The following is a 26,500-nucleotide window of genomic DNA, read 5'->3' as shown; positions in this document are numbered from 1 at the left end:
CTTTTATATTTATAAGTAAGGTAACTTTATGGAGCTTATCAGAATTCCCGCTTTATCCGATAACTACATTTGGCTATTAAGTAATGAAAATAGTGAATGTGTGATTGTCGATCCTTCCCAAGCCAAACCGGTTATAGACATCATCTCACAACGTTCATTAACACCTGTCGCTATTTTGTTAACTCATCACCACGAAGATCATGTCGGTGGTGTTGCTGGGTTGGTTAGTAAATATCCTAACATTGAGGTTTTTGGTCCACAAGAAACACAAACTAAAGGCGCTAATAAAATTATTCATGATCAAGAACACATTATTGTTGATTCTTTTTCTTTTTTAGTCATCGGAACACCAGGCCATACATTAGGTCATGTCGCCTACTATAGCGAACCTTATTTATTTTGCGGTGACACGCTATTTTCCGGCGGTTGCGGACGTTTATTTGAAGGTAGTGCACAACAAATGTTTAGCTCATTACAAAAGTTAATGGCATTACCTGATAACACCTTAATTTGTTGTGCCCATGAGTATACATTAGCTAACTTGACCTTTGCGCACCATATTATGCCAAAAAATCCTGATATTACCGATTATTTAAACAAAGTTACTGAAATGCGCCATCATTTGCAACCAACAGTGCCGATAACACTGAAAAATGAAAAGAATATTAATCTTTTTCTAAAATCTGACGATATTGATTTACAAAGAATTTTAGGTATAACTTCTAATACTTATGCTCCAATAAAGACATTTACAAAATTAAGAGAATTAAAAGACAACTTTTAGTTCCTATCGGTTGTTTTATTTGGGAACACTAGTATTATTTAGGGCAAAAAACACACAGGACTAATTTTCGAACATGAAGACAAAAGTGATTTTGTTCTCTATATTGCTATTGGCGGGTTGCCAGCAATCTAAGAGCATAAAACCCGATTTGTCTGCGATAACACCCACATCTTTAGGGACTTCAACTTCTTACCAACCACAATATGATATAAAAACCAATTTGTGGGGTTATGTAGTAAGTGAATTAAAAATGGATATCCCTGACAATGAAAGGATTTCGCAGCAAGAAACTTATTTTTTAAATAATCCAAAACATATACAAACCGTTGCATTACGTGCAGAGCCTTATATGTATTGGATTATTGAGGAAATAGAAAAACGTAATCTACCGATGGAGCTTGCACTGGTTCCGGTGGTGGAAAGTGCGTTTAATCCTCATGTCACCTCTTCAGCTAAAGCGGCGGGCTTATGGCAATTTGTCCCTGTCACAGCTAATTATTATGGTCTAGCACAAAATCAATGGTATGACGGTCGCCGTGATGTTGTCGCTTCTACTAATGCAGCCTTAGATTTGCTTGAGCGCCTTTACATTATGTTTGATAGCGACTGGCCTTTAGCATTAGCCGCTTACAATGCGGGCGAAGGTCGTGTTATGCAAGCGATAAAAGCTAATGAGAGCAAAAACCTACCTACCGATTACTGGTCACTTTCATTACCCAAAGAGACCATGAATTATGTGCCTAAAATTCTCGCCTTAAGTAAAGTTATCCGTGACAATGAAGCCGATATCACTTTCCCGAAAAGTAACTATCGCGATAAATCATTAGCCGCAATTGATATTGGCGAACAGATAACATTAAGCAAAGTCGCTGAACTTAGCCAATTACCTATTACAACCGTAAAAGACTATAACCCTGGCTATAAGCGCGGGATCACCGCACCAAATGGCCCTCATGTTATTTTGCTTCCTCGTAATAAACTTACGCAGTTCCAAAATGCGTTTGCTGACGAAGCGATTTTAAAGACCATCCGTTTAGCGGTCGCTAAAGCCAATCAGTCGATTAAACAAGAAGGCATTTATAAAGTCCGCTCCGGTGATTCTTTTTATGCCATTGCTCGACGTTATAATATGAGCGTAAAAGAGCTACAACGACTCAATGGATTAAGTGCAAAGAGTACCCTATTAGTTGGGCAAACATTAAAAATTCATAATGCAGGTAGTGTGAACAATCGTCCGACAGGCAAACCAACCGGCGCTTCACCAAGTTACTATAAAGTTCGTCAAGGTGACTCTTATTACAGTATTGCTCGTCGTCACAATATTAATCTTAAGCAATTAATGAGCTGGAATGCTGATATCAAGATGTTAAAACCGGGAACGCAATTAACGCTTTACTTAAAAAAATAGTTTTTAGCGCCTTGATAAACAGTTAACGCCATCTAACTATCGAGCGGATAGTTAGATGGCTGTTTACTTTATAACATTTTAATACCCATCATTTATACTGATTAAGCAACGCAATAAATTCACTGATTGGCTCCGAATAGTCATGTTTATCCATATCAAGTTCAACAAGGCACAGTTTATCTTGATGCACTTTTAATAAAGGTAATACGGTTTCTAACGCTTCTAGACTATCCACTTTCACACTATAAGCATCACAATTAAATAGCTCAGGTAACTGTGAGTAATTCCAGTTTTGGATATCATTAAAGGTATCTTTAGGCCCGTAAAAGATCTTTTCAAATGCGTAACCTTGATTATTAACAATAAAAATAACGGGATTGAGTTTTAAGCGTAATAAAGTAGAAAGCTCTTGTGCAGTCATCTGAAATGCACCATCACCAATAACAACAAAGGCACGTCCTTGGTTTTCTAATGCAAGAGTAACACCTAATGCGGCGGGTAAAGTATAACCAATGGATGCCCAAATATTACTGACCACTAATTGACTGTTACCAGAAAATATATGATTAACAGCACATAAAAAAGCATTACCTGCTTCAGCAAGAATAACCGAATTATCATCAAGGACTTTATCTAACAGAAGAGGAATAGAATCTATTTTTATCAGTCCTTGCCAATCAGGCGGTACTATTTTTTGCGGTAGTAACGCTATGTTGTGGGGATAAATATAGTCAAGGGCTAATAAGGCGTTAGGCATATCGAGTAAAGAAACGCCATAAATCTTCTCTTCCTCTATTAAGCTATAAGTATCATAAAATTGATAGCAATTTTGTGTGGGAACGTCGAAGGTAAATCCCGCTGTATTAACTTCATCCCAACTCACCCCAAGACTAATAATTAAATCAGAATTTATAATATAATCTAAACCTTGTGGATTAGATAATTCACCAAATAATATTCCACCATACTGTTGACGCCCTTCATCAACAACCCCTTTACTTCCCCATACAGTAAAAAACGGCAGATTAGTTTTTTCTAATAAATTCTCAACTTGTTTTCTTAATTGGTAACGTGATACTTGTTCGCCAATAATAATACATGGTGATTTTGATTGCTTAATTTTATTTTCAAGAAGAGTAATAACTTTATTTAAATCGTCGGGATTACTTTGAGGTAATGTTAATTGTAATGGTAACTTTGGTTTATTAACTTTCATCACACCGACATCCTCTGGTATTAATAAATAAACCGGATATCGATAACGCCACAATGTTTCTAATACTCTATCAATTTCTTCCGTCGCATTGTGATATGTTAATACAGCCGTTGTTTTTGAAATATGGCGATACATTTTTTCAAAGGCATCAAACCTACCCGTCGCTAAACAATGATGTAATGTTTTTCCTTTCTCTTGCTTTGACTGAGAAGGCGCGCCAACAATATGAATAATGGGAACCTGCTCTGCAAATGCGCCAGCAACACCATTTATCGCACTTAACTCCCCCACTCCATAGGTTGTACACAGAGCAGAAAAACCTTTGATCCGTGCGTATCCTTCACAAGCATATGATGCATTTAATTCATTACATGCACCTACCCATTGAATATCTTTATCATTATCAACAACACCAATAAAAGGTAAATTATAATCGCCGGGAACACCAAAAATAGTTTTAATTTCTAACTCTTTTAATCTTACTAATAAATAATCTAAAACTGTAATCATAACCTGTACCTACTATTTTTATTAGAATAAAGAATGAAATTAAAGTATAGGTACAATTTGTTTTTTTTCTAATTTGATAAAATTAAAAAATTAGAATAATTAAAATAAAAAAACTAATTTAATTAAAATAAAAAAGGTACCTATTTTTATAGATACCTTTTATTTATTAATTAGTAATTGTAATTATAACCAGAAGAACCAAGCAAAGAGAGAGATAACTAAGATACACACAAGGTTAAGTACCCCACCTACACGTACCATCTCTGTCTGTTTAATATATCCGGAGCCAAATACAATAGCATTGGGTGGCGTTGCCACTGGTAACATAAAGGCACATGATGCACCGATACCAATAATCATCGTTAACGCCATAACAGGCATGCCTAAAGCTTGTGCCACTGTTGCAAAGATAGGAACAAGTAACGCAGCGCTGGCGGTATTACTGGTGAATTCAGTTAAAACAATAATAAAGGTTGTTACGGCAAGAATAATGACAAACCAATGGCTGTTACCAAAAGTATCTTTCATAAAATCAGCCATAACCAAACTTGCACCAGAAGATTGTAAAATTGCGCTCAGTGTTAAACCACCACCAAACAGCATTAATACGCCCCACTCCGTATTTTCCTGAATTTGGCTCCAACTTGCGACACCCGTCACCCCGATGACAATAGCGGCACTGACTGCAATGACGGTATCTAAATCTTTCACACCACCGAAAGCGCTACTGATAAAGGAGCTAAAGATCCAGCAAAATACCGTTACTAAGAAGATAATCATGGTAATAACACGTTTGTTATTCCACTCTAACACTTCTAATTTCAGATCAAACTTATGTTTTAGGTTAGGACGTAGCATCAGATACATCACAATAAACATGATAGGCAATAGCACTAACATGATTGGAACACCGTACTTCATCCAAGTAATAAAATCTAAATTTAGTTGAGCAGCAGCAATTGCATTTGGCGGGCTACCCACCAACGTACCTAAACCACCGATACTGGCACTATAAGCAACACCTAATAGTACGAAGACGAAAGTATTACGTTCTGAACGAATATCTAAGTTAGATAAAATCCCTAACACTAACGGTAACATCATTGCCGCAGTTGCCGTGTTACTGATCCACATTGAGAGTAATGCCGTTACCCCAAAAAGTAACAAGACAGCAATGGAGAGCTTGCCTTTAGCAATCATCAGTAAGCGGTTAGCGATTAAGCGATCCAATCCTTGAATATGAAGCGCTGTTGCTAATGCAAATCCTCCGAAGAATAAGAAAATAATCGGATTAGCAAAAGATTTTAGCGATTCATTAGTGTTCATTAACCCAAGCACTACCGCAAGGATTGGAATAAACAACGCTGTAATAGTTACGTGAATAGCTTCTGTCAGCCATAACACACCCACAAACACCATTAACGCTAAACCTGCATTAGCTTTTGGATCGTAGGGTAAAAATTCTAGCAATAACAGCAGTAGTACAACGTCGATTGCTAAAATAATTAACCCTCGTTTGTTTATCGGGCTTGATTTCGCCGATGGGGCTAAATTGGACGCATCCATGATAATACTCCACATTAGCTGACGTGAACATTAAGTTCACTAAGCCATAATTGTTAACGAAATAGGTTATATGTGAAATATAAAAACATTTCACTCCATTGAAAATGTGCAAAAGTTATAATTGGGATCTGATCCACGAGAATTAACCGATTTATTAATAAAAGAGTAAAAATTGAACACTATTTTCTCTTACGCATCACACTTTTTATTCCATTGTTCTAGTATAAATATCCTACTTTCCCTATCTAGCGCCAAAAAAAATGGGTGAACAATACATTCACCCATTTAAAATTAATAAATCTTTCTAATCGAAATTACGATTATGCTTGGCCTTTAACTTCTTTCAGACCATTGAAAGGTGCTTTGCTACCTAATGCTTCTTCGATACGGATCAGCTGGTTATATTTAGCAACACGGTCAGAACGGCTCATAGAACCTGTTTTGATTTGGCCTGCTGCTGTACCTACTGCTAAATCAGCGATAGTTGCATCTTCTGTTTCACCAGAGCGGTGAGAGATGATAGCAGTATAACCTGCGTCTTTCGCCATTTTGATAGCAGCTAACGTTTCTGTCAGTGAACCGATTTGGTTGAATTTGATCAGGATAGAGTTAGCAATACCTTTATCGATACCTTCTTTTAGGATCTTAGTATTAGTTACAAACAGGTCGTCACCAACCAGTTGGATTTTGTCACCAAGTACTTTAGTTTGGTATGCGAAACCATCCCAGTCAGATTCGTTTAAGCCATCTTCGATAGAAACGATTGGATACTGTTTAGTCAGCTCTTCTAAGTAATGAGTGAATTCTTGTGAAGTGAAAGTTTTACCTTCGCCTTTCAGTTCGTAGTTACCAGTCTCATTGTTATAGAATTCAGATGCAGCACAGTCCATAGCCAGAGTAACATCTTTACCTAAAACGTAACCCGCAGCTTCTACTGCTTCTTTGATAGCCGCTAATGCAGCCGCATTGGATTCTAAGTTTGGCGCATAACCACCTTCATCACCTACCGCGGTGTTCATGCCTTTTGCTTTCAGCACTTTTGCTAAGTGATGGAAGATTTCAGAACCCATACGAACCGCTTCTTTCAGAGTAGGCGCGCCAACAGGTTGGATCATAAACTCTTGGATATCAACGTTGTTATCAGCATGCTCACCACCATTGATGATATTCATCATTGGTAAAGGCATTGAGTATTGACCGTGAGTACCGTTCAGATCAGAAATATGCTCATACAAAGGCATACCTTTCGCTGCAGCAGCTGCTTTTGCGTTTGCTAAAGAAACAGCTAGGATTGCGTTTGCACCAAAGTTTGATTTGTTTTCAGTACCATCTAAATCGATCATGATTTTATCGATATTAGCTTGGTCTTTAGCATCTTGACCCAAAAGAGCTTTAGCGATTGGTCCATTAACAGCTTCAACCGCTTTCAGAACACCTTTACCTAAGAAACGTGACTTATCGCCATCACGTAATTCTAAAGCTTCACGAGAACCTGTTGATGCGCCTGATGGAGCCGCCGCCATACCAACAAAACCACCTTCTAAGTGAACTTCAGCTTCAACTGTTGGGTTGCCACGAGAATCGATAATTTCACGACCAAGTACTTTAACGATTTTGGACATACGGTTTTCCTCTGTACAAGTTAAATTTCCGAGAAGAGAGATACGCGCTCTCTTCTCACATATCCTATTTTAGCAAGCCTTTTTGGTAGTCAAAGGCTGCTTTCACAAAGCCAGCAAATAACGGATGGCCGTCACGTGGCGTTGAGGTAAACTCAGGGTGGAATTGACAAGCAACAAACCAAGGATGATTTGGATTTTCAATAATTTCCACCAGCTTGTTATCAACTGAACGACCTGCAATACGTAAACCCGCATCTTCGATACGTTTTAACAGTAGATTATTCACTTCATAACGATGACGATGACGCTCTGTAATGGTATTTTTACCATACAGAGTACGCACTAAACTATCGCCACTTAAATGACAAGGTTGTGCACCAAGGCGCATTGTTCCACCTAAGTCACTATTTTCTGTACGCACTTCAAGATTGCCATTCTCATCACGCCATTCAGTAATAAGCGCAATAACTGGGTATTTACAATCAGGTGCAAACTCTGTGGAGTTAGCATCTTCCATATTGGCAACATTGCGTGCAAATTCAATCATAGCCACCTGCATACCTAAACAGATGCCTAAATAAGGGATTTTATTTTCACGTGCATATCGAGCTGCCATAATTTTGCCCTCAACACCACGTTCACCAAAACCACCTGGAACTAAGATTGCGTCTAACCCTTTTAGGATTTCTACACCACGAGTTTCCACATCTTGAGAATCAATTAATTTGATATTTACCGCAACACGGCTTTTGAAACCACCATGTTTTAATGCTTCAATAACTGATTTATAGGCATCTGGTAATTCAACATATTTACCAACCATACCAATGGTAACTTCGCCTTCAGGGTTGGCTTCTTCGTAGATAACCTGTTCCCATTCAGACAGATTTGCCACTGGGCAATCTAAGCTGAATCGTTTACAGATATAATCATCTAATCCTTGCGATTTCAAGAGTGCAGGGATTTTATAAATGGAATCGACATCTTTTAATGAGATAACCGCTTTCTCGGGAACATTACAAAACAGTGCAATTTTGGCGCGTTCATTAGCTGGAATAACGCGATCTGAGCGACAAATTAATGCATCTGGTTGAATACCAATCGAGAGTAACTCTTTTACAGAGTGTTGCGTTGGTTTGGTTTTTACTTCACCCGAAGCCGCTAAATAAGGCACTAATGTTAAGTGCAGATAGAAAGTATGCTCACGCCCTACTTCTGCCGCCATTTGACGGATAGCTTCTAAGAAAGGAAGTGATTCGATATCACCGACAGTACCACCAACTTCAACTAACACGACATCATGACCTTCACCGCCACGGATGATGCGTTCTTTGATTTCATTAGTGATATGAGGAATAACTTGGATAGTAGCACCAAGATAGTCACCACGACGCTCTTTGCGTAGCACTTCTGAGTATACACGGCCGGTCGTAAAGTTATTACGACGCGTCATTTTCGTGCGAATAAAGCGCTCGTAATGGCCTAAGTCAAGATCAGTTTCAGCTCCATCGTCAGTGACGAAGACTTCTCCGTGTTGAATTGGGCTCATTGTACCTGGATCGACGTTAATATACGGATCTAACTTCATCATGGTGACATTGAGTCCACGGGCTTCTAGTATAGCCGCTAAAGAGGCTGCGGCAATGCCTTTACCCAGAGAGGATACGACCCCGCCGGTCACAAAAATATAATTCGTTTTCATGCTGAACCTGAAAGTTTAGGTGTATTTGGATGATGGATATAACTGGACGGGAACACAGTATACCCGAACCTTATTTTCGCTACAAACATTCTTAGTTGTATAAAGTTCTTTTTCATCACATTACTTATCCGTTTAAACACGAAAAAACAGTAAAAATTCAATCAACTAAACCCGTGAAAATATTTCTCAAGCATTTTAGCTTAATCCTTTCAGCTAAGATATCACTTTTAGAGAATAGATGCTTTATTTTTTTCACGATATAAAGTGTAGCAGGTTTCGTGACATATCTTTTGCTTATGATCATGCTTTTAATTTTTTTGAGGTTAATCACACTTTTTAGCAAATCAAATGCAACAACGATATTTAAAGCCACCTAAAATAAAAAAAGCGAAATTACCTTTTATAATTTCGCCTTTTATAATTTTTTATAAAAAGTGAGCAAAAACAATGAGATTCTATCTATTGTTTTTCGCACTTAATGTCACAAAAACAAATAATGATGAGTCATTCTTCACTCAATTTCTTTTTCCTTCGCTTTTTGCCAACTGATCTCCATCTCTTCTAATGAAGCATTTTCTATGTTTATACCCTGCTCTGTGAGCATTTTTTCAACAAACCTAAACCGTTGCTCAAATTTACGACAAGCTCGATTAAGTGCCTGCTCTGGCTTCTGTTTTAAATGGCGCGATAAATTAACCACAGAAAAAAGCAAATCCCCCAACTCATCCTCAATACGTTGATCATCTCTAGGGGCTTTTTTCACTTCTGCCATCACTTCATCTATTTCTTCATACACTTTATCTAATACAGGAGAAAGCTCGTGCCAATCAAAGCCAACGGAGGCACAGCGCTTTTGTATTTTCTCTGCTTTCATCAGTGCCGGTAAAGTAGCAGGAATATCATCAAGTAATGAATATTGTGCTTTCGCTTCACGCTCTTGAGCCTTGATTTTTTCCCAACGATGCTTTTCAGTCGCTAAATTATTTTCATTTTCTGTAGCAAAAATATGTGGATGACGACGTTCTAATTTATTGCTGATAGCTTCGCAGACATCATTAAAATCAAATAATTGCTGTTCTTGCGCCATTCTGGCATAAAAAACGACCTGATAGAGTAAGTCCCCTAACTCCTCTTTAAGTGCGCTAAAATCTTTGCGGGCAATAGCATCCAGTACTTCATAGGTTTCTTCTAATGTATAGGGGGCTATGGTGTCAAAGGTTTGTACCCTATCCCACTCACAGCCTGTTTGAGGATCACGTAATTGCGCCATAATGGCTAATAAACGTAAAATTTCACGGTTTTCTGACATTATCTGGCCTTGTATATAAAAGTGATCGTTATGTCGAGTTAACAAAATTTCGTAAAAAAATGCCAAGACACATTGTGCTTGGCATTTTATCCGTTAAGGTGACCAATGTCTTAATGAGAAAAGCGTTTGGCTTCTATGACATCAGGTAATTGATTGAGTTTCGCTAAAATACGCCCTAATACTTGGAGATTATAAATCTCAATATTCATATCAATGGTCGCTATTTGTTGCTTCACATCACTGCGGCTACTAACTCCCAGCACATTCACTTTTTCATTAGCTAAAATAGTGGTGATATCGCGTAATAAACCACTACGATCATTAGCCACAACCCGTACCACTAATGAATAACCACTTGAGTAATTCTCACCCCACACCGCATCGACAATACGCTCTGGTGCGTGAGAAAGTAACTCAGCTAATTGATCACAATCTGCACGGTGAATTGAAATACCACGTCCTTTGGTAATAAATCCAACGATATTATCGCCAGGAATAGGTTGGCAACAACGTGCGATATGATGCATTAAGTTCCCGACACCCTCGACCACAATACTGCCACCACCTGACGTGGTTGTTTTTGGTGTAGCCGTTTTATTTTCTAATGAGCGTAACGCCTCTTTGTCTTCATCTTCCGCTGTGGCTTTATTCAGCTTACTTTGTAAGAAATTGACTAATTGATTGATACGGATATCACCAACGCCTATACCTGCCAGCACTTCATCAAGACTATGGACGTTATAACGAGCAATCAGCAGTTTTTCTGCTTCTTTCATATTGATATCAAGCGGCGCTAATTCATTATCTAAGATTTGGCGGCCTGCAATAATATTTTTATCGCGATCTTGTTTACGGAACCAATTGTGGATCTTCGCTCTTCCACGACTGGTTGTCACATAACCAAGATTAGGGTTTAGCCAGTCTCGGCTTGGATTAGGGTGTTTTTGAGTAATAATTTCAATTTGATCGCCCATTTGTAGCTGATAGCTAAATGGAACGATGCGCCCGCCGATTTTAGCACCAATACAGCGATGACCAACATCACTATGAATATGATAAGCAAAATCTAATGGTGTCGAGCCTGCAGGTAAATCAATCACATCCCCTTTTGGCGTAAAGACATAGACGCGATCATCAAATACTTGACTACGTACTTCATCTAGCATTTCACCAGAATCAGCCATCTCTTCTTGCCATGCAATTAATTTTCGTAACCACGCAATACGATTTTCATAACTTCCTGTCCCGCCTTTGGTTGTTGCACCAGTAGCACCTTCTTTATATTTCCAATGCGCTGCAACACCTAATTCAGCATCTTCATGCATCTGACGAGTACGTATTTGGATCTCAACGGTTTTACCTTCAGGGCCAAGTACTACCGTATGAATAGATTGGTAACCATTTGGTTTTGGATTGGCAACATAATCATCAAATTCATCGGGTAAATGACGAAAATGAGTATGTACAATACCTAAAGCGGCATAACAATCTTGTAGGCGTTCGACAACAATACGTACCGCACGAACATCAAATAGCTCATCAAAGGCGAGATTTTTTTTCTTCATTTTTCGCCAAATACTATAGATGTGCTTGGGACGTCCGTAGATATCGACTTCAATATTCTCTTGCTGCATATAACCACGCACCGTACTGACGAAATTATCAATATACTGTTCGCGATCAATACGGCGTTCATGCAGTAAATTTGCAATTTGCTTATATTCATCAGGATGAAGATAACGGAAACAGAAATCTTCAAGCTCCCATTTTAATTGTCCAATCCCCAATCGATTGGCTAATGGTGCATAGATATTAAAACACTCTTTTGCCGCTAAGACTCGTTCATCCTCAGTGGCATCTTTCACTTCACGTAAATGGGCAATCCGCTCTGCGAGTTTAATAACTACACAACGAAAATCTTCTACCATAGACAATAACATACGGCGTACATTATCGACTTGTACTGAGCTAGTTTCGTTGGTATGTGTCGCTTTAAGCTGGCGAATAGCATCCATCTCCATTACGCCACGCACTAAATTCCATATCGCCTCACCAAAATGTTCAGTGATAACTTCCTGGTTAATAAGATCTTCTTCAGCAAGTGGGAAGAGAAGTGCTGCCCTCATGCTATCTTTATCCATACTGAGTGTCGAAAGAAGTTCAACCATCTCAACACCGCGCCATAGCAACAGTTGCGCATCTTCACGGCCCAGAACAGTACGATGACAGTATTCCCAGGTTTGCATGATTTCACTCCCCGCATTCGCATGAGTTAAATTCAAGCTATTAACCCATTTATCAACGGCAAACTCCCCTGCAGGTGTTAAGTGAGCACTTCTAACTGCAACCATATTCTCTCCCTACTCGATATAAATCTTATCTGCGACTTATTGAGTGGCTATCTGTTTATTTGCGAATAAACAATGCCATTGATTCCAGATGCCCTGTTTGTGGAAACATATCCAACATTCTTAACTGGGTTAGCTGATATCCGGAATCTAATAATATCTTACTATCTCTGGCTAACGTGGTCGGATTACAGGAAACATACACAATTTTTTCTGCGGATAACGTCACAATATGTGACATCACTTGTGCAGCTCCCGCTCTTGCGGGATCTAGCAGAACTTTATTAAATCCTTCCTGTGCCCAAGGCATAGCAGAAAAATCGGCGGATAAATCAGCATGCCAAAACTGAACATTATCTAATTGATTAAGTTCAGCATTTTTTTTCGCCATTGCCACCAGTGCAGGAACACCTTCGACACCAACGACTTTATCAACACGCTTTGCCATAGGTAATGTGAAGTTACCCATGCCACAAAACAAGTCTAGTACGCGATCGTTTGGCGATAAATCGAGCCATGCTATCGCTTGAGCAACCATCTTATGATTTATTTCATCATTAACTTGAATAAAATCCGTTGGTGCAAAGTGTAATTTTAGACCCTCTATCTGATAGAAGGGTTCCTTCTCAATCGTTGTTAATTGTGCGATCTCACCATTATCACCCGCCAGATATATCATCACTTGAGCGTGATGAGAAAAATCATCTAACAATTGCTTATCACTCTCAGATAGCGGTGATAAATGACGCAAAATCACTAATGGCCCATTATCTGCTAACACTAATTCCACATGACCTAAATCACGCACGACAGAGAGTTGCTTTAAACACTGCCACAGTGGCAATAACAGTGCATTAAGTTGTGGTTTTAATACTGGGCATTGGGTGACCATCACTAAGTCATTAGAAAGTGCTTGGCGAAATCCCATTACCAAACCCTTTTTAGGGTGATAACGTAACCCTAATCTTGCTCGGCGCCGATAGCCATACTCCGCACCGGCAATAACAGGCTGTGCTGAAATGACCACATTAGTTTCACGTTTAATAAGATGTGATAAAACCTCAGCTTTAGTGGTACGTTGCCAATCAATAGGCACATGTTGTTGCTGGCACCCACCACAATGTTGATAGTACTGACAGGGTGGTGTCACTCTTTCTGGGTTTGTGGTTAATCGTGTGATCACTTCTCCCTTGGCAAACTGGCGTTTTTCTTCGGTCAAACGAATGCGTGCAGTTTCTTGTGGAAGTAATCCTTTAACAAAAATGGTTTTGCCCTCAGCATGAGCAATACCTTGACCGTTAGCATCCAATGCATTAGCGGTTACCGCCAAGTTTTTTACCTGTTTTTTAGCAGGACGTTTTTTAGGGGAATAAAACTGCACCATAGTATTAAATTTTATGAATCTATTGCGGATTAACTCTAAAACAGCCTAGTTTGACATTTTCACTCCGCAAACAGAATTAAGTGTTTACTAGACCATTTAGAATAAGATATGAGGAGAGTATACCATCGAACAAGTTATTTACTTAACTGATATAAGCAATATTTTTATGAAATCGAAAAATATTTTTATGCTAACAAGTAGAAGTACTCTTTTATATAGATTTAATATTATTCTATAACTAAAAACTATTATATATAACGTTTACATTGAATATATTTACAATTAATAACAAATATTTTCTGTTATTTTAATAACGCGTAACTATCTCTAAGAAAAATCTAAAAATTATCATTAATCAATATGATAGATATTTCAATCGATTACACATTAATCACATACCATTAATTTTCTATATTCTTCATATGCATAATGGTCGGTCATACCACTGATATAATCTTGTATCAATCTTGTACGATAATAAAACTCTAAGGTTTTTCCCTCTTCACTATTAATATCGTAAATTTTTTCTAATGCTTCATTATAAGCAAGCTTATGTTTAATCGAAAGCTTATGATATAAACGCGTCTCAATAACATAATGAGGATGTTCATTATATTTATGTAGTCTTAGAAAATCATCGGTCGATAATAAAAGCAATGGCTTATAAATATCCAATAACCCACTGATCACTCGATAGCCCTTCATTTCAAGCTCTTCAACTTCGGGGTGACTAAATACCCACTTTTGCGCCACTCGTTTTAACGTTGCCAATAAACGATGTTCAGCACTCTTTCCTTCCAGTAAAGCGTGGTTAAAGCTGCCCTCATAAACTTGAGGTAAGTTCTTGATAAAGCGATAGGCGGTGTAAGGTACTAGTTTTCCGGTAATATAGACGCGCAAATACATAAAAAATTGATCTTGCATGCTACGCTTAGCTTCATTTTGATCAACTTTCTTAAAAGCTCGATTAACAGTGATATCAAACAGATCACCTTCTGTTACCGCACCACTTTCACTCCATGCATTTTTTAATAACTGCACTAAACGATTGATATCAAAAATACCTTTTTCTACCGCATCATCTAAATCAGCAATACAATAAGAAATATCATCTGCCGCTTCCATAATATAAGTCAGAGGGAAACGACAAAAATCTTTCATTGCAAGTTTCTCTTGTACTTCCTTAACAAATTCAGCTTCAGACCAGTAATAACCTGGTTTTTTCATTAAATAGCTAAATTCTTTCGGCGTAGCACCTTGCCAATAAGCTGGGCGTGTATATTTTAAAACACAGCCAATTTGCGCATAGGTTAAATTGAGTTTTAACAAGTGATGCGCCATGCGAATTGCCTGAGCATTGCCTTCGAAATGGCATAAGTCTTGACGCAAAGTCTGTTTTAATTCATTTAAGTGTCGGTCTGCTGAATAGCGAATAGGTAAAAAAGGACAATTATCAAATTCTATGGAAGCATCAGGTGCTAACACCTTACGAAACCAATGTTTAATTGCAGCTTCACCAAAATGACCAAAAGGAGGATTGCCAATATCGTGCATTAAACACGCCATTTCAATTAAACTTTCAACGCTATCAATCCGTTCATTTAAGCCATATTCTTCTAATTTATTATGCTTTTTTAGTTCGCCGATTATTTGCTTAGCGATATAACGGCCTATTTGTTGTACTTCCAGCGAATGGGTTAATCGACTTCGTACCGCCGAATTTTGCTCTAATGGAAATACCTGTGTTTTTTGTTGTAACCGACGGATCGCCGCTGAATTAATAATACGCCCACGATCGCTTTCAAATTGGCGCGAGATCTGCATTTCATCATCAATATCGATATCACTGCTGTTATATTTGCGTTGATAATTTAACTTCAGTTTAAAATCGATCATTTCTATCCTCTTTCTGGTATCGATGAAACGAATTCGCTGCGTTATATCGTGTTTTTGCGATAAATGATAAACTCTTGGTTAACGCTATATATTATTAACCTACAAGGGAGTATGACACAATGAGAGTTGGCGTAATAGGTGCAATGGAACAAGAAGTCAAACTTCTGCGTGAACAAATTGAAAACTGCGAAATAGTCTCTCGTGGTGGTTGTGAAATTTATACTGGCAAAATCAATGGTGTAGATGTTGCATTACTAAAATCAGGCATTGGTAAAGTGGCAGCCGCCATCGGTACCACACTATTACTTGAACATTTTCGCCCTGATGTTGTGATCAACACTGGCTCTGCAGGTGGGTTAGATGCAAAATTAAATGTTGGCGATATTGTCGTATCAACAGAAGTACGTTATCACGATGCCGACGTTACTGCTTTCGGTTATGAACCGGGTCAAATGGCACAATGCCCGCCGGCATTTATTGCCGATCCCAAACTGGTCAATATTGCTCAAGAGTGTATTGGATCACTAAAATTAAATGCCGTGCGTGGATTAATCTGTAGCGGCGATGCTTTTATTAATGGTGCCGAGCCATTAGCGCGTATTCGTCGTACTTTTCCAGAAGTCGTCGCTGTTGAGATGGAATCAACCGCTATTGGACATGTTTGCCATCAATTTGATACACCTTTTGTTGTTGTTCGCGCCATTTCAGATGTGGCAGATAAAGAATCGCATTTAAGTTTTGATGAGTTTTTATCTGTTGCCGCACAACAATCAAGCTTAATGGTCACCACTATGCTTGATAAATTAAAAACAGAGACTCAGTTTTAATTTATTTAATCGATAAGCCACTTAACAAACCCGTCTCTCTTTTAGCTCAGCAGGTAAGATAAAAATAGACGGGTATATTTGACTATAAAGACGAGAAAAAATGCGTTTCTTAAACACTTTTGCACTGCTGCTAAGCCTGATATTGACACCTTGTTATGTTATCGCAGCCACTCCCGCACAACGTGTTATTACTTTATCCCCATCTGCCACGGAAATGGCTTATGCCGCAGGTATGGGAGAGAATATGGTTGCGGCGAGCGCTTATTCTGATTATCCACAAGCAGCAAAAGCTCTCGTACAAGTTGCCGACTGGCAAGGCATTAATGTAGAACGCATTTTGCTATTAAAACCTGATTTAATTATTGCATGGCCAAGCGGTAATCCTCAACGACCGCTCGATCAGTTAAAATCATTGGGTATCCCTATTATTTACTCTGATCCACACAGTATCGAAGAAATCATTGACGATCTTACCCGACTTTCTTCTTATAGCACTCATCCTGAAGTCGCTTTAGCAAGTGCACAAAAATTACGTCAGCAATATCAAGAATTACAGCAAAAGTACGCCTCAACGACGCCTCATCAAGCGAAGAAAAAAGTCTTTATTCAGTTTGGTATGCAACCCCTATTTACGACATCAAATCATTCATTACAAAATGAGATTACCGAACTTTGTGGCGGCGAAAATATTTTTGCGAATAGTGCAGTTCCTTGGCCACAAGTCAGCCGCGAGCAAGTGATCAGTAAAAAACCTGATTTGATTTTATTTAGTGGTAAACCAAACCAAATTGCCGCAATACAACAATTTTGGCAACCTCAACTAGATATTCCTATTATCGCTATAAATGAAGATAGTTTTAGCCGACCAGCACCACGTATTATTTATGCGGCTCAACAGATTTGTGAGGCTATCGCAATCCACTCATTTTAAAGTCAATTAACTATTTAAATGAAGATTGAAGAGGTTAACAGACAATAGTCGTAGGCAAGCTGCAACACAACCAATAACGTGCAGTGCGTGCAGTGAGCGGGGCATATATAAAGATGTGGGGATGACTAACGCCGTGGCACGGCAGTGTAGCCACGACGTCAAATAATATAAAAATCAGATACTAAACGATGAACCACAACCACAAGTGCTTTTCGCATTAGGATTGGTGACGATAAAACGTGAGCCCTCAAGGCCTTCAGTATAATCAACACAACTACCCACTAAATACTGCAAGCTCATTGGATCAATAACTAAAGCAACGCCTTGTTTTTCTATGGTCATATCACCTTCATTCATAGCATCATCAAAGGTAAAACCATACTGGAATCCGCTACAGCCACCACCGGTGATATAAACACGTAGACGCAGATTTGGGTTTTCTTCATCCGCAATTAGATCTTTTACTTTATTTGCAGCCGCATCTGTAAATTGTAACGGCAGAGCCATATCATCACTCATTGTTCACTCCAGACTGGATAATCCAGTAAAAAACAGCCAGCAAAAATTGATGCTTCTTGCTGATATAATGTGATGATTATCTAATACCTGCTCTTAACCTTCAAGTTTGTTGTGGACAAAATGCACTTTTTGATACACAACTTTTCTTTATTAATGAGTACCAACTCGAACAATAACAATGATAAATCAAAATGTTGTTGTCGTGTATTTGGCTTCATCTGCACTGTGCTTTAGAATAGGCGTTAATCTTACGCTCACCCATCATTAGGAGTCTGACATGAGCAAGTCTGAAACGCTTTATAATCTCGCACAACAAGTGATACCTGGTGGCGTCAATTCACCGGTTAGAGCATTTAACGGTGTTGGTGGCACACCGCTTTTTATTGAACGTGCTAATGGTGCGTATATTTATGATGCCGATGGACGTGCTTATCTTGACTATGTCGGTTCATGGGGACCGATGGTATTAGGCCACAATCACCCCGCTATTCGCCACGCTGTAACTGATGCGGTGCAAAAAGGCCTAAGCTTTGGTGCTCCTACGGCTGCTGAAGTGGAAATGGCAAATTTAGTCACTGAGTTAGTGCCTTCGATGGATATGGTTCGTATGGTGAACTCAGGTACAGAAGCCACCATGAGTGCCATTCGCCTTGCTCGTGGCTACACGGGTCGTGACAAAATCATTAAATTTGAAGGCTGTTACCATGGACATGCAGACTGCTTATTAGTCAAAGCAGGATCTGGTGCATTGACGATGGGACAACCAAACTCTCCAGGTGTTCCTGCTGATTTTGTTAAACACACTTTAACTTGTACTTACAACGATTTAAATTCAGTACGTCAAGCATTTGAAAATTATCCGGAAGAAATCGCCTGTATTATTGTTGAACCCGTTGCCGGTAATATGAACTGTGTTCCACCTAAAGCCGATTTTCTACCGGGATTACGTGCATTATGTGATGAATTTGGTGCATTACTGATTATTGATGAAGTAATGACAGGTTTTCGTGTCGCATTAGGCGGCGCACAAGCTTATTACGATGTTGATCCTGACTTGACCTGTTTAGGTAAAATTATAGGTGGTGGCATGCCTGTAGGCGCCTTCGGCGGACATAAAGAAGTGATGTCTCAATTAGCCCCTATCGGTCCTGTTTACCAAGCGGGAACATTATCGGGTAACCCCATTGCGATGGCAGCGGGTCTAGCTTGTTTGCAAGAAGTTTCACAACCGGGAATTCACCAAACACTGGATGAACTTACCACTATGTTAGCGGATGGATTACTTGAGAAAGCACAACAAGCAGGTATCCCTATGGTAGTGAACCATGTAGGCGGTATGTTTGGTTTATTCTTTACCGATGCCAAAGAAGTGACTTGCTATCAAGACGTAATGAACTGCGATGTCGAACGCTTCAAACAGTTCTTCCACTTAATGTTAGAAAAACGTATTTACCTCGCTCCGTCGGCTTTTGAAGCTGGCTTTATGTCTATCGCTCATAGCAAAGAAGATATTCAACGTACTATCGATGCGGCTGAATACGCCTTTAGCAAAATGAAAGCGTAATCTTTCATTACTTAAATAGCATTTATTGCTGGTATTGCTGGCAAAAAAATATCCTCCGCGATTGCAGGAGGATATTTTTTATCTCAATAGTATTGCGAATAATTACTCAGAAAACAGATCGCGTAACCATTTAGGCGCCGCACTATCGTCGCCGTCGCTCTCTTGTGGTAACGGTGTACAGAGGCTATCAGGATCTGCTGTCCACACAGGTAATGTACGCACGCCGCCACCATAACAAACAAAGTTACCTTCAGCATTAATCGACATCTGTGCTATATCTTCTGGTACAGGTGGATTTAATGTTAATGGTGTTTGATTTTCTAAATAATGACGATAAAGGATCAATGCCCCTGTCGATCCTGTTAAGTTAGTTGGGCCATTATTATCACGTCCCATCCATGCAATAGTGACTTCTTTACCATCAATACCCGCAAACCAGCTATCACGTAAGTCGTTGGTGGTTCCGGTTTTACCTGCAAGGTTATATTGACCAAATTTAGGTTTTAATGCTCGTGCTGCTGTACCTGAATTAACCACCTGTTGCATACCAAACAGTGTCATATATGTCGCTTGTGGAGAAACCGTTGTTTCTGCTTGCGGGTAGCTTTGATAAAGCACCGTACCATCTTGGGTGATAACAGAGCGCAATGCCGATAATTTAGCGCGATTACCTAAACTTCCGATTGTTTGGAAAGTTTGCGCCACTTCCATTGGAGTTAAGTTTAGTGCGCCAAGTAACATCGCTGGTACTTTTTCTAAATTTTCTGCTGGGGCACCTAATTTGATCCACGTTTTGATCACTTGGTCTAACCCAACTTCTAAACCAAGATTAACCGTTGGTACATTACGTGATGTAGCAAGAGCATCCACCAACATTAACCGCCCTTTATAACCACGATCGTAGTTACGTGGTTGCCATGGTTTTCCTCCCGGAATAGGCACTGAAATAGGTTCATCCGCCAACCAGGTATTTAAACGAAAACGCTCAGGCTCACTTAATGCGGTTAAATAAGTTGCCGGTTTTGCTAATGAGCCAATTGAACGACGTGCGGACATGGCACGATTAAAACCGGCATATTGTGGTTGTGAACCGCCCACTAACGCCCTAACCTCACCACTGAGGCGATCTACAACAACCATTGCGCCTTCGAGATCGTTGATTTTGCGTGTTTTACGTAAATCAGCAACTCCCGTTTCTACCGCTTTTTCCGCTGCATCTTGTGAAACAGGATCAAGCGTTGTAAAAATTTTAGTCCCCGATAAATCTTTAACCTGATCACCTAATTTAGTTTGTAGCTCTTGACGAACTAACTGCATAAATGCCGGTTGTGGCGTTAGCGCTTCGCTACGAGGTTTTACTCCTAAAGGACGTGCGCTTAATACATCATAAAGCTCTTGATCGATAATTTGTTGGGTCTGTAATAATTTTAGTACCACATTACGGCGCTCTAATGCAGCCTTAGGATTGCGCCATGGATTGTATGCAGAAGCCCCTTTCACCATTCCAACCAATAATGCTTGTTGGTCAAGACTTAGTTCATCAACAGGTCGACCAAAATAGTAAAGGCTAGCCAGTGGAAAACCACGAATTTGCTCATCACCACTTTGCCCTAAGAACACCTCATTAAGATACAGCTCTAAAATACGATCTTTGCTATAGCTCGCATCCATAATAATCGCCATATAGGCTTCATTAAGCTTTCTTTTTAGCGTTCTTTCATTGGTTAGGAATAAGTTCTTTACTAATTGCTGCGTTAAAGTACTTCCCCCTTGTACTGCTCTACCTGCGGTAAAGTTCGCTAACACCGCACGACCAATAGAATAAATACTGATGCCATCATGCTCATAAAAACGGCGATCTTCCGTAGCAATTAATGTATCGACTAATAGTTGAGGAAATTTATCTCTTGCTAAGAATAGACGCTGTTCACCATTAGCCGATTGCATCATAGTGATAAGCTTAGGATCGAGGCGAAAGAAACCAAATTGACGCTGATTATTCATATTGGTGATACTCACCAATGAGTTTTGTTCAAAGGTCAATTTCGCTAAAATTTGCTCTTCGCGACCATCTGGAAAATCAAACGGTCGACGTAACATCTCTATAGTGCCATTTTTAACCACAAATTCCCCAGGACGGGTGATTTTATTGACATGGCGATACTGCATACCTTCCAGTAAGCTTACCATCTCTTTTTGGCTATAGTTCATGCCAGGTTCTAAATTGACAGTACGTCCATAAACGGCAGCAGGCAATTCCCATACATTACCGTCAAGGCGCTCTTTAATTTGGGAATATAAATAAACACCATAGATGCCGACTAAAACCGCAACCACAATGGCGATTTTAACAAATAACCAAAACCAAGAACGCCTTCTATTGGTTTTCTTTACTGGTTTTTTCTTTCTACTCATGAACAGTTTCTCTCATTAAAACCTCTTCACCACACCCTTAGGGTAAAGAAGCCTAACATTGTCGCTATTTTTCCAAGCTATCCCACAGGAAAGCTCTCAAATTGTTATTCAGCACGTATAAATACGCGCTAACTCCATTTTTTTACACGTCGAGTGGGGGCCGTTGTTGCGGGTGAATCTGGCCACAAATGTTTGGGATATCGCCCCTTCATCTCTTTTTGCACTTGTGTATAGCTTCCGGCCCAAAAAGTAGCGAGATCTTGTGTTTTTTGGATAGGTCGCATAGCTGGAGAAAGTAACTCCATCACTACAGGTAATTGCCCTTTTGCCACAATAGGACTTTGTTTTTCACCATAAACCTCTTGGATCCTGATAGCAATAATCGGCGGATTATCTAAATCATACCTAATCATCACTTTAGTGCCCGTTGGAGCAATATAGTGTGTTGGGAACAGCTCTTGCAATAATTGTTGCTCATGCCAAGTTAACTGATTTTTAATTATCCCATTAATATCCATTTGTAGCAGTGCCTTAAGTGATTGGGTATCGCCTAATTCAGGTTGTAACCACAATTCTAATGAGTCTAATAAAACGGCTTCATTCAATACAGGTAAATTGGCCTCAGGGCACCACTTTTGCGCTAAAGCAAGGCGAATAAACAGTTGCTTGCTCTCTTCACTTAAGGGTAGAGCACTTAATCCTTGTTTACGTAACCAATTTAATAATGCCGTTTGCATTTGCGCTTTATTAGGTTTATCTAATGGCATTTGGCTAACGGTTAACTGACCTAATTGGCGCTGTTGCCACGCAAGAAGTGTACCGCGCTTTTCATCCCATTCAACGGTGGTATTATCTTGTATCAATTCCGGAAAGATAGAGGATACTTCATTAATATCAATAGGTAAGGCTAATAAAATTCGCACATCCGCATAATGTGCATTTTGCAACAACAATGGTGCTAAAATCCACGGCGATTGGCTCATTGGTTGAGTATTATCCATCATTGCGCCTTGTCCATTAGCGAGACGAAATCGACCTTGATTATCACGGTTTTTGGCTATTCTATCTGCAAATCCGACACTCAATAGTGATGCTAATAATTCTGGGCGACATTGCCCTTTGCATTGCTGTAATAGCTGTTTTTCACGCTGTGACCATTGATGATTTTTCTGTTGGATCAGCCATTCAAGATTAATCTCTCTGTCTCTTGGTGGCTGTTCTAAAATGGCACACAGCCTTGCTGCGGTAGCAAGATGATGCTCACTTTTTTCACTAGCATAATCTAATATTGCCGCCAATCGGGGATCGATGCCCCACTGTGCCATACGTACTCCCCGCGAGGTTAATCCCCCTTGATTATCAATGGCACCTAATCGTTGCAATAATGTTTTAGCTGCGTTTATTGCTGCTGGTGTAGGTGTATCTAACCAAGAGAGTTGGTTTATATCACGACATCCCCATTGCAATATTGAAAGCCATAACGAAGAGAGATCACTAGATAAAATTTCAGGTACTTGGTGAGTTGCCCCGCGCTCAGCTTGTTCCTGACTGATTAAGTGCCAACAAATTCCGGCTTCAAGACGTCCTGCCCGCCCCGCTCTTTGCGTTTGTGAAGCTTGACTTATTCGTTGGCGCAATAAGCTTGTTACACCACTTTTTAAATCAAACTGGGCACGTTTTTCAATGGTACTGTCGAGCACCAAGCGAATACCTTCGATTGTTAAACTGGTTTCTGCAATATTTGTTGCTAATACAACTTTGCGATATCCCTTTTCTACAGGCTCTATGGCCTGTTGCTGTTGTGCTAATGAAAGTGCCCCATAAAGTGGAAAAATTAAGGTGTGTTTGTCCACTTTGTCAGCTAATAATTGCGCGACTCTAATAATTTCTGCACTACCGGGCAAAAAAACAAGTAAAGAGCCCGTCTCTTGTGTAAGCAAACGTCGCGCCATCGTGGCAACTTCTTGTTCAAAAGGCAGGTGTGATTGAATAGGATAATAATGCCGTGAAACAGGATAACTACGCCCTTCAGAGCTAATCATCGGCGCATCCGGCAATAGTGAAGTTAATTTTTGATTATCTAATGTTGCAGACATCACTAAAAGGCGTAAATCATCACGTAATCCTGATTGCACATCTAATAGCAGTGCTAACGCTAAATCTGCTTGCAAACTCCGCTCATGAAATTCATCAAGTATCACTAAACTTACACCTGTCAGTTCAGGATCTTGCTGTAACATACGTGTCAACACCCCTTCGGTGATCACTTCTAGGCGCGTCTGCTGGCTCACTTTACTTTCAGCACGCATGCGATACCCCACCGTTTTACCCACCTCTTCATTGAGTTGACTTGCTAAACGATAAGCGATGCTTTTTGCCGCAATACGCCTTGGCTCTAATAAAATAATTTTGCCATCAAATATATTTTGTTGAAGCAAATACAGTGGCAGTGCGGTTGATTTTCCCGCCCCTGTGGGGGCGTGAAGTAAGACTTGGGGACATTGTTTTAATGCAGTAACAACAGATCCTGCTACCTCAAAAATTGGCAATAGATGCACACAAGCTCCATAACTGATTAACTTTCTCTGTGGCTCATTGTAGCATTAGCCCTTTATTAAAGGACGTATTTTCACCGGGGTGATTATGAAATTTGAACAACCACTACAATCTGCCACTTTATTAAAACGATACAAACGTTTTTTAGCAGACGTAGTGACGGCAAATGGTGAAGAATTCACGCTCCATTGTGCTAATACGGGTGCGATGACGGGATGCGCAACTCCAGGTGATACGGTTTGGTATTCCACGTCATCGAATGTCAAAAGAAAATATCCTCATAGTTGGGAATTAACCCAAACTCAATCAGGTGATTGGATCTGTATTAATACCTTAAGAGCTAATACGATCATTGCCGATGCGATAGAAGCTGGCGATATTCCAGAATTATCTGACTATGATGAGATAAGACGCGAAGTGAAGTATGGCAGTGAGAATAGCCGTATTGATATTTTACTTAAGTCAAATCATAAAGTTGACTGCTATATTGAAGTGAAATCGGTCACTTTATTAGATGCTGGAATGGGCTATTTTCCTGACGCTAAAACAGAGCGAGGTCAAAAGCACCTTCGAGAGTTGACCGCTATCGCAAAATCGGGCTTAAGGGCTATCTTATTTTACGCTGTCCCCCATACTGGCATTACACAAGTGTCTGTTGCTAAAGAGATTGACCCTAAGTATGACTTATTGCTAAAACAAGCATGTGATGCTGGGGTTGAAATTTTATGTTATCGCATCAATATTAGTGAGTACGATTTAACAATTGGAAAGCAATTACCTTTTATTTCAAAAGGTTAATACATTTTCATGGTGTTGGTTAAGTATTTTTTAACTAAAATGGCCTTTTTACTTGCGTGCCTTCACATCATGAGAAAACTTATTAAAGGAATAATTGCTATCCGCGCGGGCATCTGCTATTTATAGCGCCCTATTTTTTTCCCTTCCTATTTAAGGTGGGGGATTATTCAGAAAATGCGTATGTAGGAGAAGCATTATGCAAGAAGGGCAAAAGCGTAAAACATCGTCCATGAGCATTCTCGCTATTGCTGGCGTTGAGCCATATCAGGAAAAACCGGGCGAAGAGTACATGAACGAAGCCCAATTAGCGCATTTTAAGCTAATACTTGAATCTTGGCGCAATCAGCTCAGGGATGAAGTCAACCGTACCGTCACTCATATGCAAGATGAGGCGGCCAACTTCCCAGATCCTGTTGACCGTGCTGCACAAGAAGAAGAATTCAGTCTTGAGCTGCGTAACCGTGATCGTGAACGTAAACTCATTAAGAAAATTGAGAAAACACTGAAGAAAGTTGAAGATGATGACTTCGGCTTTTGTGAGTCTTGCGGTGTTGAAATCGGCATCCGCCGTTTAGAAGCTCGTCCAACAGCCGATCTCTGTATCGACTGTAAAACATTAGCTGAAATCCGTGAAAAACAGATGGCTGGCTAATTAATGAGTATAGCCTCAGTACTTAGGTGCTGGGGCTTTAATCTAAACGTTAATACCCAAGATGACAGTGTGTATTAGGCATTTAGTGCCATTATTAATAAACCAACTTTGTTTTGGTGGTTTGGTTACAGCATTGGCTCGTTATCTTCAAGCTGACAAAAATTATGAGCGTTGGCGCTTTCACATCAATAATATCATCCTCCAATTAATACTTCTTGATACAATAACTCAGACTATTCGCACTGTGATGACGATGTTTATTCACATAAAAGAGAAGTTATTTGCGTATAATTCTATCACTATAGCTGATGGCCATAAGCAAGGAACAATATTGATGGAGCACATTTTCTTACCTCGTCAACCGTTGCTGTCAGGCAAGATTATTCGTTAACATTATGATGAAGATGCACAATAACCCACACAAAGCATTCTCAAAAAATGTTCAGTAGGCTATGATTAGCCGCTTAATTTTTTAATTATTAGATTTAATTAT

General features: G+C 39.6%; 18 protein-coding genes and 1 pseudogene. 8 read left to right on the top strand and 11 right to left on the bottom strand.

Annotation, left to right across the window (positions count from 1 at the left end; genetic code table 11):
• Positions 1-28 precede the first annotated feature (28 nt).
• Together gloB and mltD are read left to right on the top strand one after the other, a co-directional pair.
• Positions 29-784: a hydroxyacylglutathione hydrolase gene (gloB, locus tag HMPREF3129_RS15670; RefSeq protein ID WP_004252479.1), complete on the top strand. Its 756-nt coding sequence runs from the start codon at positions 29-31 to the stop codon at positions 782-784.
• A gap of 73 nt (positions 785-857) precedes the next feature.
• The gene (gene mltD / locus HMPREF3129_RS15665; protein ID WP_036919841.1) at positions 858-2,192 is read left to right on the top strand and encodes a murein transglycosylase D; all 1,335 of its coding nucleotides are present in this window, start codon (positions 858-860) and stop codon (positions 2,190-2,192) included.
• A gap of 88 nt (positions 2,193-2,280) precedes the next feature.
• Here the strand turns inward: mltD and HMPREF3129_RS15660 are convergent, their stop codons facing one another.
• The 8 genes from HMPREF3129_RS15660 to dgt all read right to left on the bottom strand — a co-directional run bounded on the left by HMPREF3129_RS15660 (position 2,281) and on the right by dgt (position 15,745).
• Complete coding sequence (locus HMPREF3129_RS15660) at positions 2,281-3,918, bottom strand: alpha-keto acid decarboxylase family protein (protein ID WP_004247296.1); 1,638 nt, start codon at positions 3,916-3,918, stop codon at positions 2,281-2,283.
• 183 nt (positions 3,919-4,101) lie between these two features.
• The gene (locus HMPREF3129_RS15655) at positions 4,102-5,484 is read right to left on the bottom strand and encodes an SLC13 family permease (protein ID WP_004247295.1); all 1,383 of its coding nucleotides are present in this window, start codon (positions 5,482-5,484) and stop codon (positions 4,102-4,104) included.
• 320 nt (positions 5,485-5,804) lie between these two features.
• Positions 5,805-7,106, bottom strand: a complete 1,302-nt coding sequence (gene eno, locus HMPREF3129_RS15650; protein WP_004244982.1) for a phosphopyruvate hydratase — start codon at positions 7,104-7,106, stop codon at positions 5,805-5,807.
• A gap of 64 nt (positions 7,107-7,170) precedes the next feature.
• Entirely contained in the window at positions 7,171-8,808 is a 1,638-nt protein-coding gene (pyrG, locus tag HMPREF3129_RS15645) for a glutamine hydrolyzing CTP synthase (RefSeq protein WP_004244983.1), read from the bottom strand.
• A gap of 511 nt (positions 8,809-9,319) precedes the next feature.
• The gene (gene mazG, locus HMPREF3129_RS15635; protein ID WP_004244985.1) at positions 9,320-10,117 is read right to left on the bottom strand and encodes a nucleoside triphosphate pyrophosphohydrolase; all 798 of its coding nucleotides are present in this window, start codon (positions 10,115-10,117) and stop codon (positions 9,320-9,322) included.
• Between the two features lie 110 nt (positions 10,118-10,227).
• On the bottom strand, positions 10,228-12,468 hold the full coding sequence (gene relA / locus HMPREF3129_RS15630) for a GTP diphosphokinase (protein WP_004244986.1): 2,241 nt from the start codon (positions 12,466-12,468) through the stop codon (positions 10,228-10,230).
• Between the two features lie 55 nt (positions 12,469-12,523).
• Positions 12,524-13,849, bottom strand: coding sequence for a 23S rRNA (uracil(1939)-C(5))-methyltransferase RlmD (rlmD, locus tag HMPREF3129_RS15625; RefSeq protein WP_036919837.1), 1,326 nt, complete (start codon positions 13,847-13,849; stop codon positions 12,524-12,526).
• A 387-nt stretch (positions 13,850-14,236) separates the two neighbouring features.
• Positions 14,237-15,745, bottom strand: coding sequence for a dGTPase (gene dgt / locus HMPREF3129_RS15620; RefSeq protein WP_004244988.1), 1,509 nt, complete (start codon positions 15,743-15,745; stop codon positions 14,237-14,239).
• Positions 15,746-15,864: 119 nt separating this feature from the next.
• Here dgt and mtnN point away from each other — a divergent pair, with 119 nt between their 5' ends.
• Both mtnN and btuF read left to right on the top strand, forming a co-directional pair.
• Complete coding sequence (gene mtnN, locus HMPREF3129_RS15615) at positions 15,865-16,572, top strand: 5'-methylthioadenosine/S-adenosylhomocysteine nucleosidase (RefSeq protein WP_004244989.1); 708 nt, start codon at positions 15,865-15,867, stop codon at positions 16,570-16,572.
• 100 nt (positions 16,573-16,672) lie between these two features.
• Positions 16,673-17,503: a vitamin B12 ABC transporter substrate-binding protein BtuF gene (gene btuF, locus HMPREF3129_RS15610; protein ID WP_036919835.1), complete on the top strand. Its 831-nt coding sequence runs from the start codon at positions 16,673-16,675 to the stop codon at positions 17,501-17,503.
• A gap of 174 nt (positions 17,504-17,677) precedes the next feature.
• On the opposite strand, the gene erpA is transcribed toward btuF, so the two are convergent.
• Positions 17,678-18,022, bottom strand: a complete 345-nt coding sequence (erpA, locus tag HMPREF3129_RS15605; RefSeq protein ID WP_036919833.1) for an iron-sulfur cluster insertion protein ErpA — start codon at positions 18,020-18,022, stop codon at positions 17,678-17,680.
• Between the two features lie 277 nt (positions 18,023-18,299).
• Between erpA and hemL the strand changes: the two genes are divergently transcribed.
• Positions 18,300-19,586: a glutamate-1-semialdehyde 2,1-aminomutase gene (hemL, locus tag HMPREF3129_RS15600; protein WP_036919831.1), complete on the top strand. Its 1,287-nt coding sequence runs from the start codon at positions 18,300-18,302 to the stop codon at positions 19,584-19,586.
• 102 nt (positions 19,587-19,688) lie between these two features.
• Here hemL and mrcB read toward each other — a convergent pair.
• Both mrcB and hrpB read right to left on the bottom strand, forming a co-directional pair.
• Positions 19,689-21,998 (bottom strand): annotated as a pseudogene (mrcB, locus tag HMPREF3129_RS15595) (bifunctional glycosyl transferase/transpeptidase); the annotation flags it as partial.
• Between the two features lie 131 nt (positions 21,999-22,129).
• Positions 22,130-24,559 (bottom strand): ATP-dependent helicase HrpB, encoded by a 2,430-nt coding sequence (gene hrpB, locus HMPREF3129_RS15590; protein ID WP_012367502.1) that lies wholly within the window; start codon positions 24,557-24,559, stop codon positions 22,130-22,132.
• 85 nt (positions 24,560-24,644) lie between these two features.
• Here hrpB and sfsA point away from each other — a divergent pair, with 85 nt between their 5' ends.
• From sfsA to HMPREF3129_RS15575, 3 genes are all read left to right on the top strand, one after another.
• The gene (gene sfsA / locus HMPREF3129_RS15585; protein ID WP_004244997.1) at positions 24,645-25,355 is read left to right on the top strand and encodes a DNA/RNA nuclease SfsA; all 711 of its coding nucleotides are present in this window, start codon (positions 24,645-24,647) and stop codon (positions 25,353-25,355) included.
• 196 nt (positions 25,356-25,551) lie between these two features.
• Positions 25,552-26,007, top strand: a complete 456-nt coding sequence (gene dksA, locus HMPREF3129_RS15580; protein WP_004244998.1) for an RNA polymerase-binding protein DksA — start codon at positions 25,552-25,554, stop codon at positions 26,005-26,007.
• An 85-nt stretch (positions 26,008-26,092) separates the two neighbouring features.
• The gene (locus HMPREF3129_RS15575; protein WP_223302910.1) at positions 26,093-26,398 is read left to right on the top strand and encodes a hypothetical protein; all 306 of its coding nucleotides are present in this window, start codon (positions 26,093-26,095) and stop codon (positions 26,396-26,398) included.
• Positions 26,399-26,500 lie beyond the last annotated feature (102 nt).

It is taken from the genome of Proteus sp. HMSC14B05 (genome assembly GCF_001808035.1).
GTDB lineage: Bacteria > Pseudomonadota > Gammaproteobacteria > Enterobacterales > Enterobacteriaceae > Proteus > Proteus mirabilis.
This window is presented reverse-complemented; position numbering and strand designations above follow the sequence as displayed.

What these genes read in the sequence shown, in the direction of transcription:
- mltD (WP_036919841.1), top strand. Translation starts at nt 858, where the DNA reads ATGAAGACAAAAGTGATTTTGTTCTCTATATTGCTATTGGCGGGTTGC.
- HMPREF3129_RS15660 (WP_004247296.1), bottom strand. Translation starts at nt 3,918, where the DNA reads ATGATTACAGTTTTAGATTATTTATTAGTAAGATTAAAAGAGTTAGAA.
- dgt (WP_004244988.1), bottom strand. Translation starts at nt 15,745, where the DNA reads ATGATCGATTTTAAACTGAAGTTAAATTATCAACGCAAATATAACAGC.
- mazG (WP_004244985.1), bottom strand. Translation starts at nt 10,117, where the DNA reads ATGTCAGAAAACCGTGAAATTTTACGTTTATTAGCCATTATGGCGCAA.
- pyrG (WP_004244983.1), bottom strand. Translation starts at nt 8,808, where the DNA reads ATGAAAACGAATTATATTTTTGTGACCGGCGGGGTCGTATCCTCTCTG.
- mtnN (WP_004244989.1), top strand. Translation starts at nt 15,865, where the DNA reads ATGAGAGTTGGCGTAATAGGTGCAATGGAACAAGAAGTCAAACTTCTG.
- gloB (WP_004252479.1), top strand. Translation starts at nt 29, where the DNA reads ATGGAGCTTATCAGAATTCCCGCTTTATCCGATAACTACATTTGGCTA.
- rlmD (WP_036919837.1), bottom strand. Translation starts at nt 13,849, where the DNA reads ATGGTGCAGTTTTATTCCCCTAAAAAACGTCCTGCTAAAAAACAGGTA.
- sfsA (WP_004244997.1), top strand. Translation starts at nt 24,645, where the DNA reads ATGAAATTTGAACAACCACTACAATCTGCCACTTTATTAAAACGATAC.
- hemL (WP_036919831.1), top strand. Translation starts at nt 18,300, where the DNA reads ATGAGCAAGTCTGAAACGCTTTATAATCTCGCACAACAAGTGATACCT.
- eno (WP_004244982.1), bottom strand. Translation starts at nt 7,106, where the DNA reads ATGTCCAAAATCGTTAAAGTACTTGGTCGTGAAATTATCGATTCTCGT.
- HMPREF3129_RS15655 (WP_004247295.1), bottom strand. Translation starts at nt 5,484, where the DNA reads ATGGATGCGTCCAATTTAGCCCCATCGGCGAAATCAAGCCCGATAAAC.
- btuF (WP_036919835.1), top strand. Translation starts at nt 16,673, where the DNA reads ATGCGTTTCTTAAACACTTTTGCACTGCTGCTAAGCCTGATATTGACA.
- dksA (WP_004244998.1), top strand. Translation starts at nt 25,552, where the DNA reads ATGCAAGAAGGGCAAAAGCGTAAAACATCGTCCATGAGCATTCTCGCT.
- erpA (WP_036919833.1), bottom strand. Translation starts at nt 18,022, where the DNA reads ATGAGTGATGATATGGCTCTGCCGTTACAATTTACAGATGCGGCTGCA.
- relA (WP_004244986.1), bottom strand. Translation starts at nt 12,468, where the DNA reads ATGGTTGCAGTTAGAAGTGCTCACTTAACACCTGCAGGGGAGTTTGCC.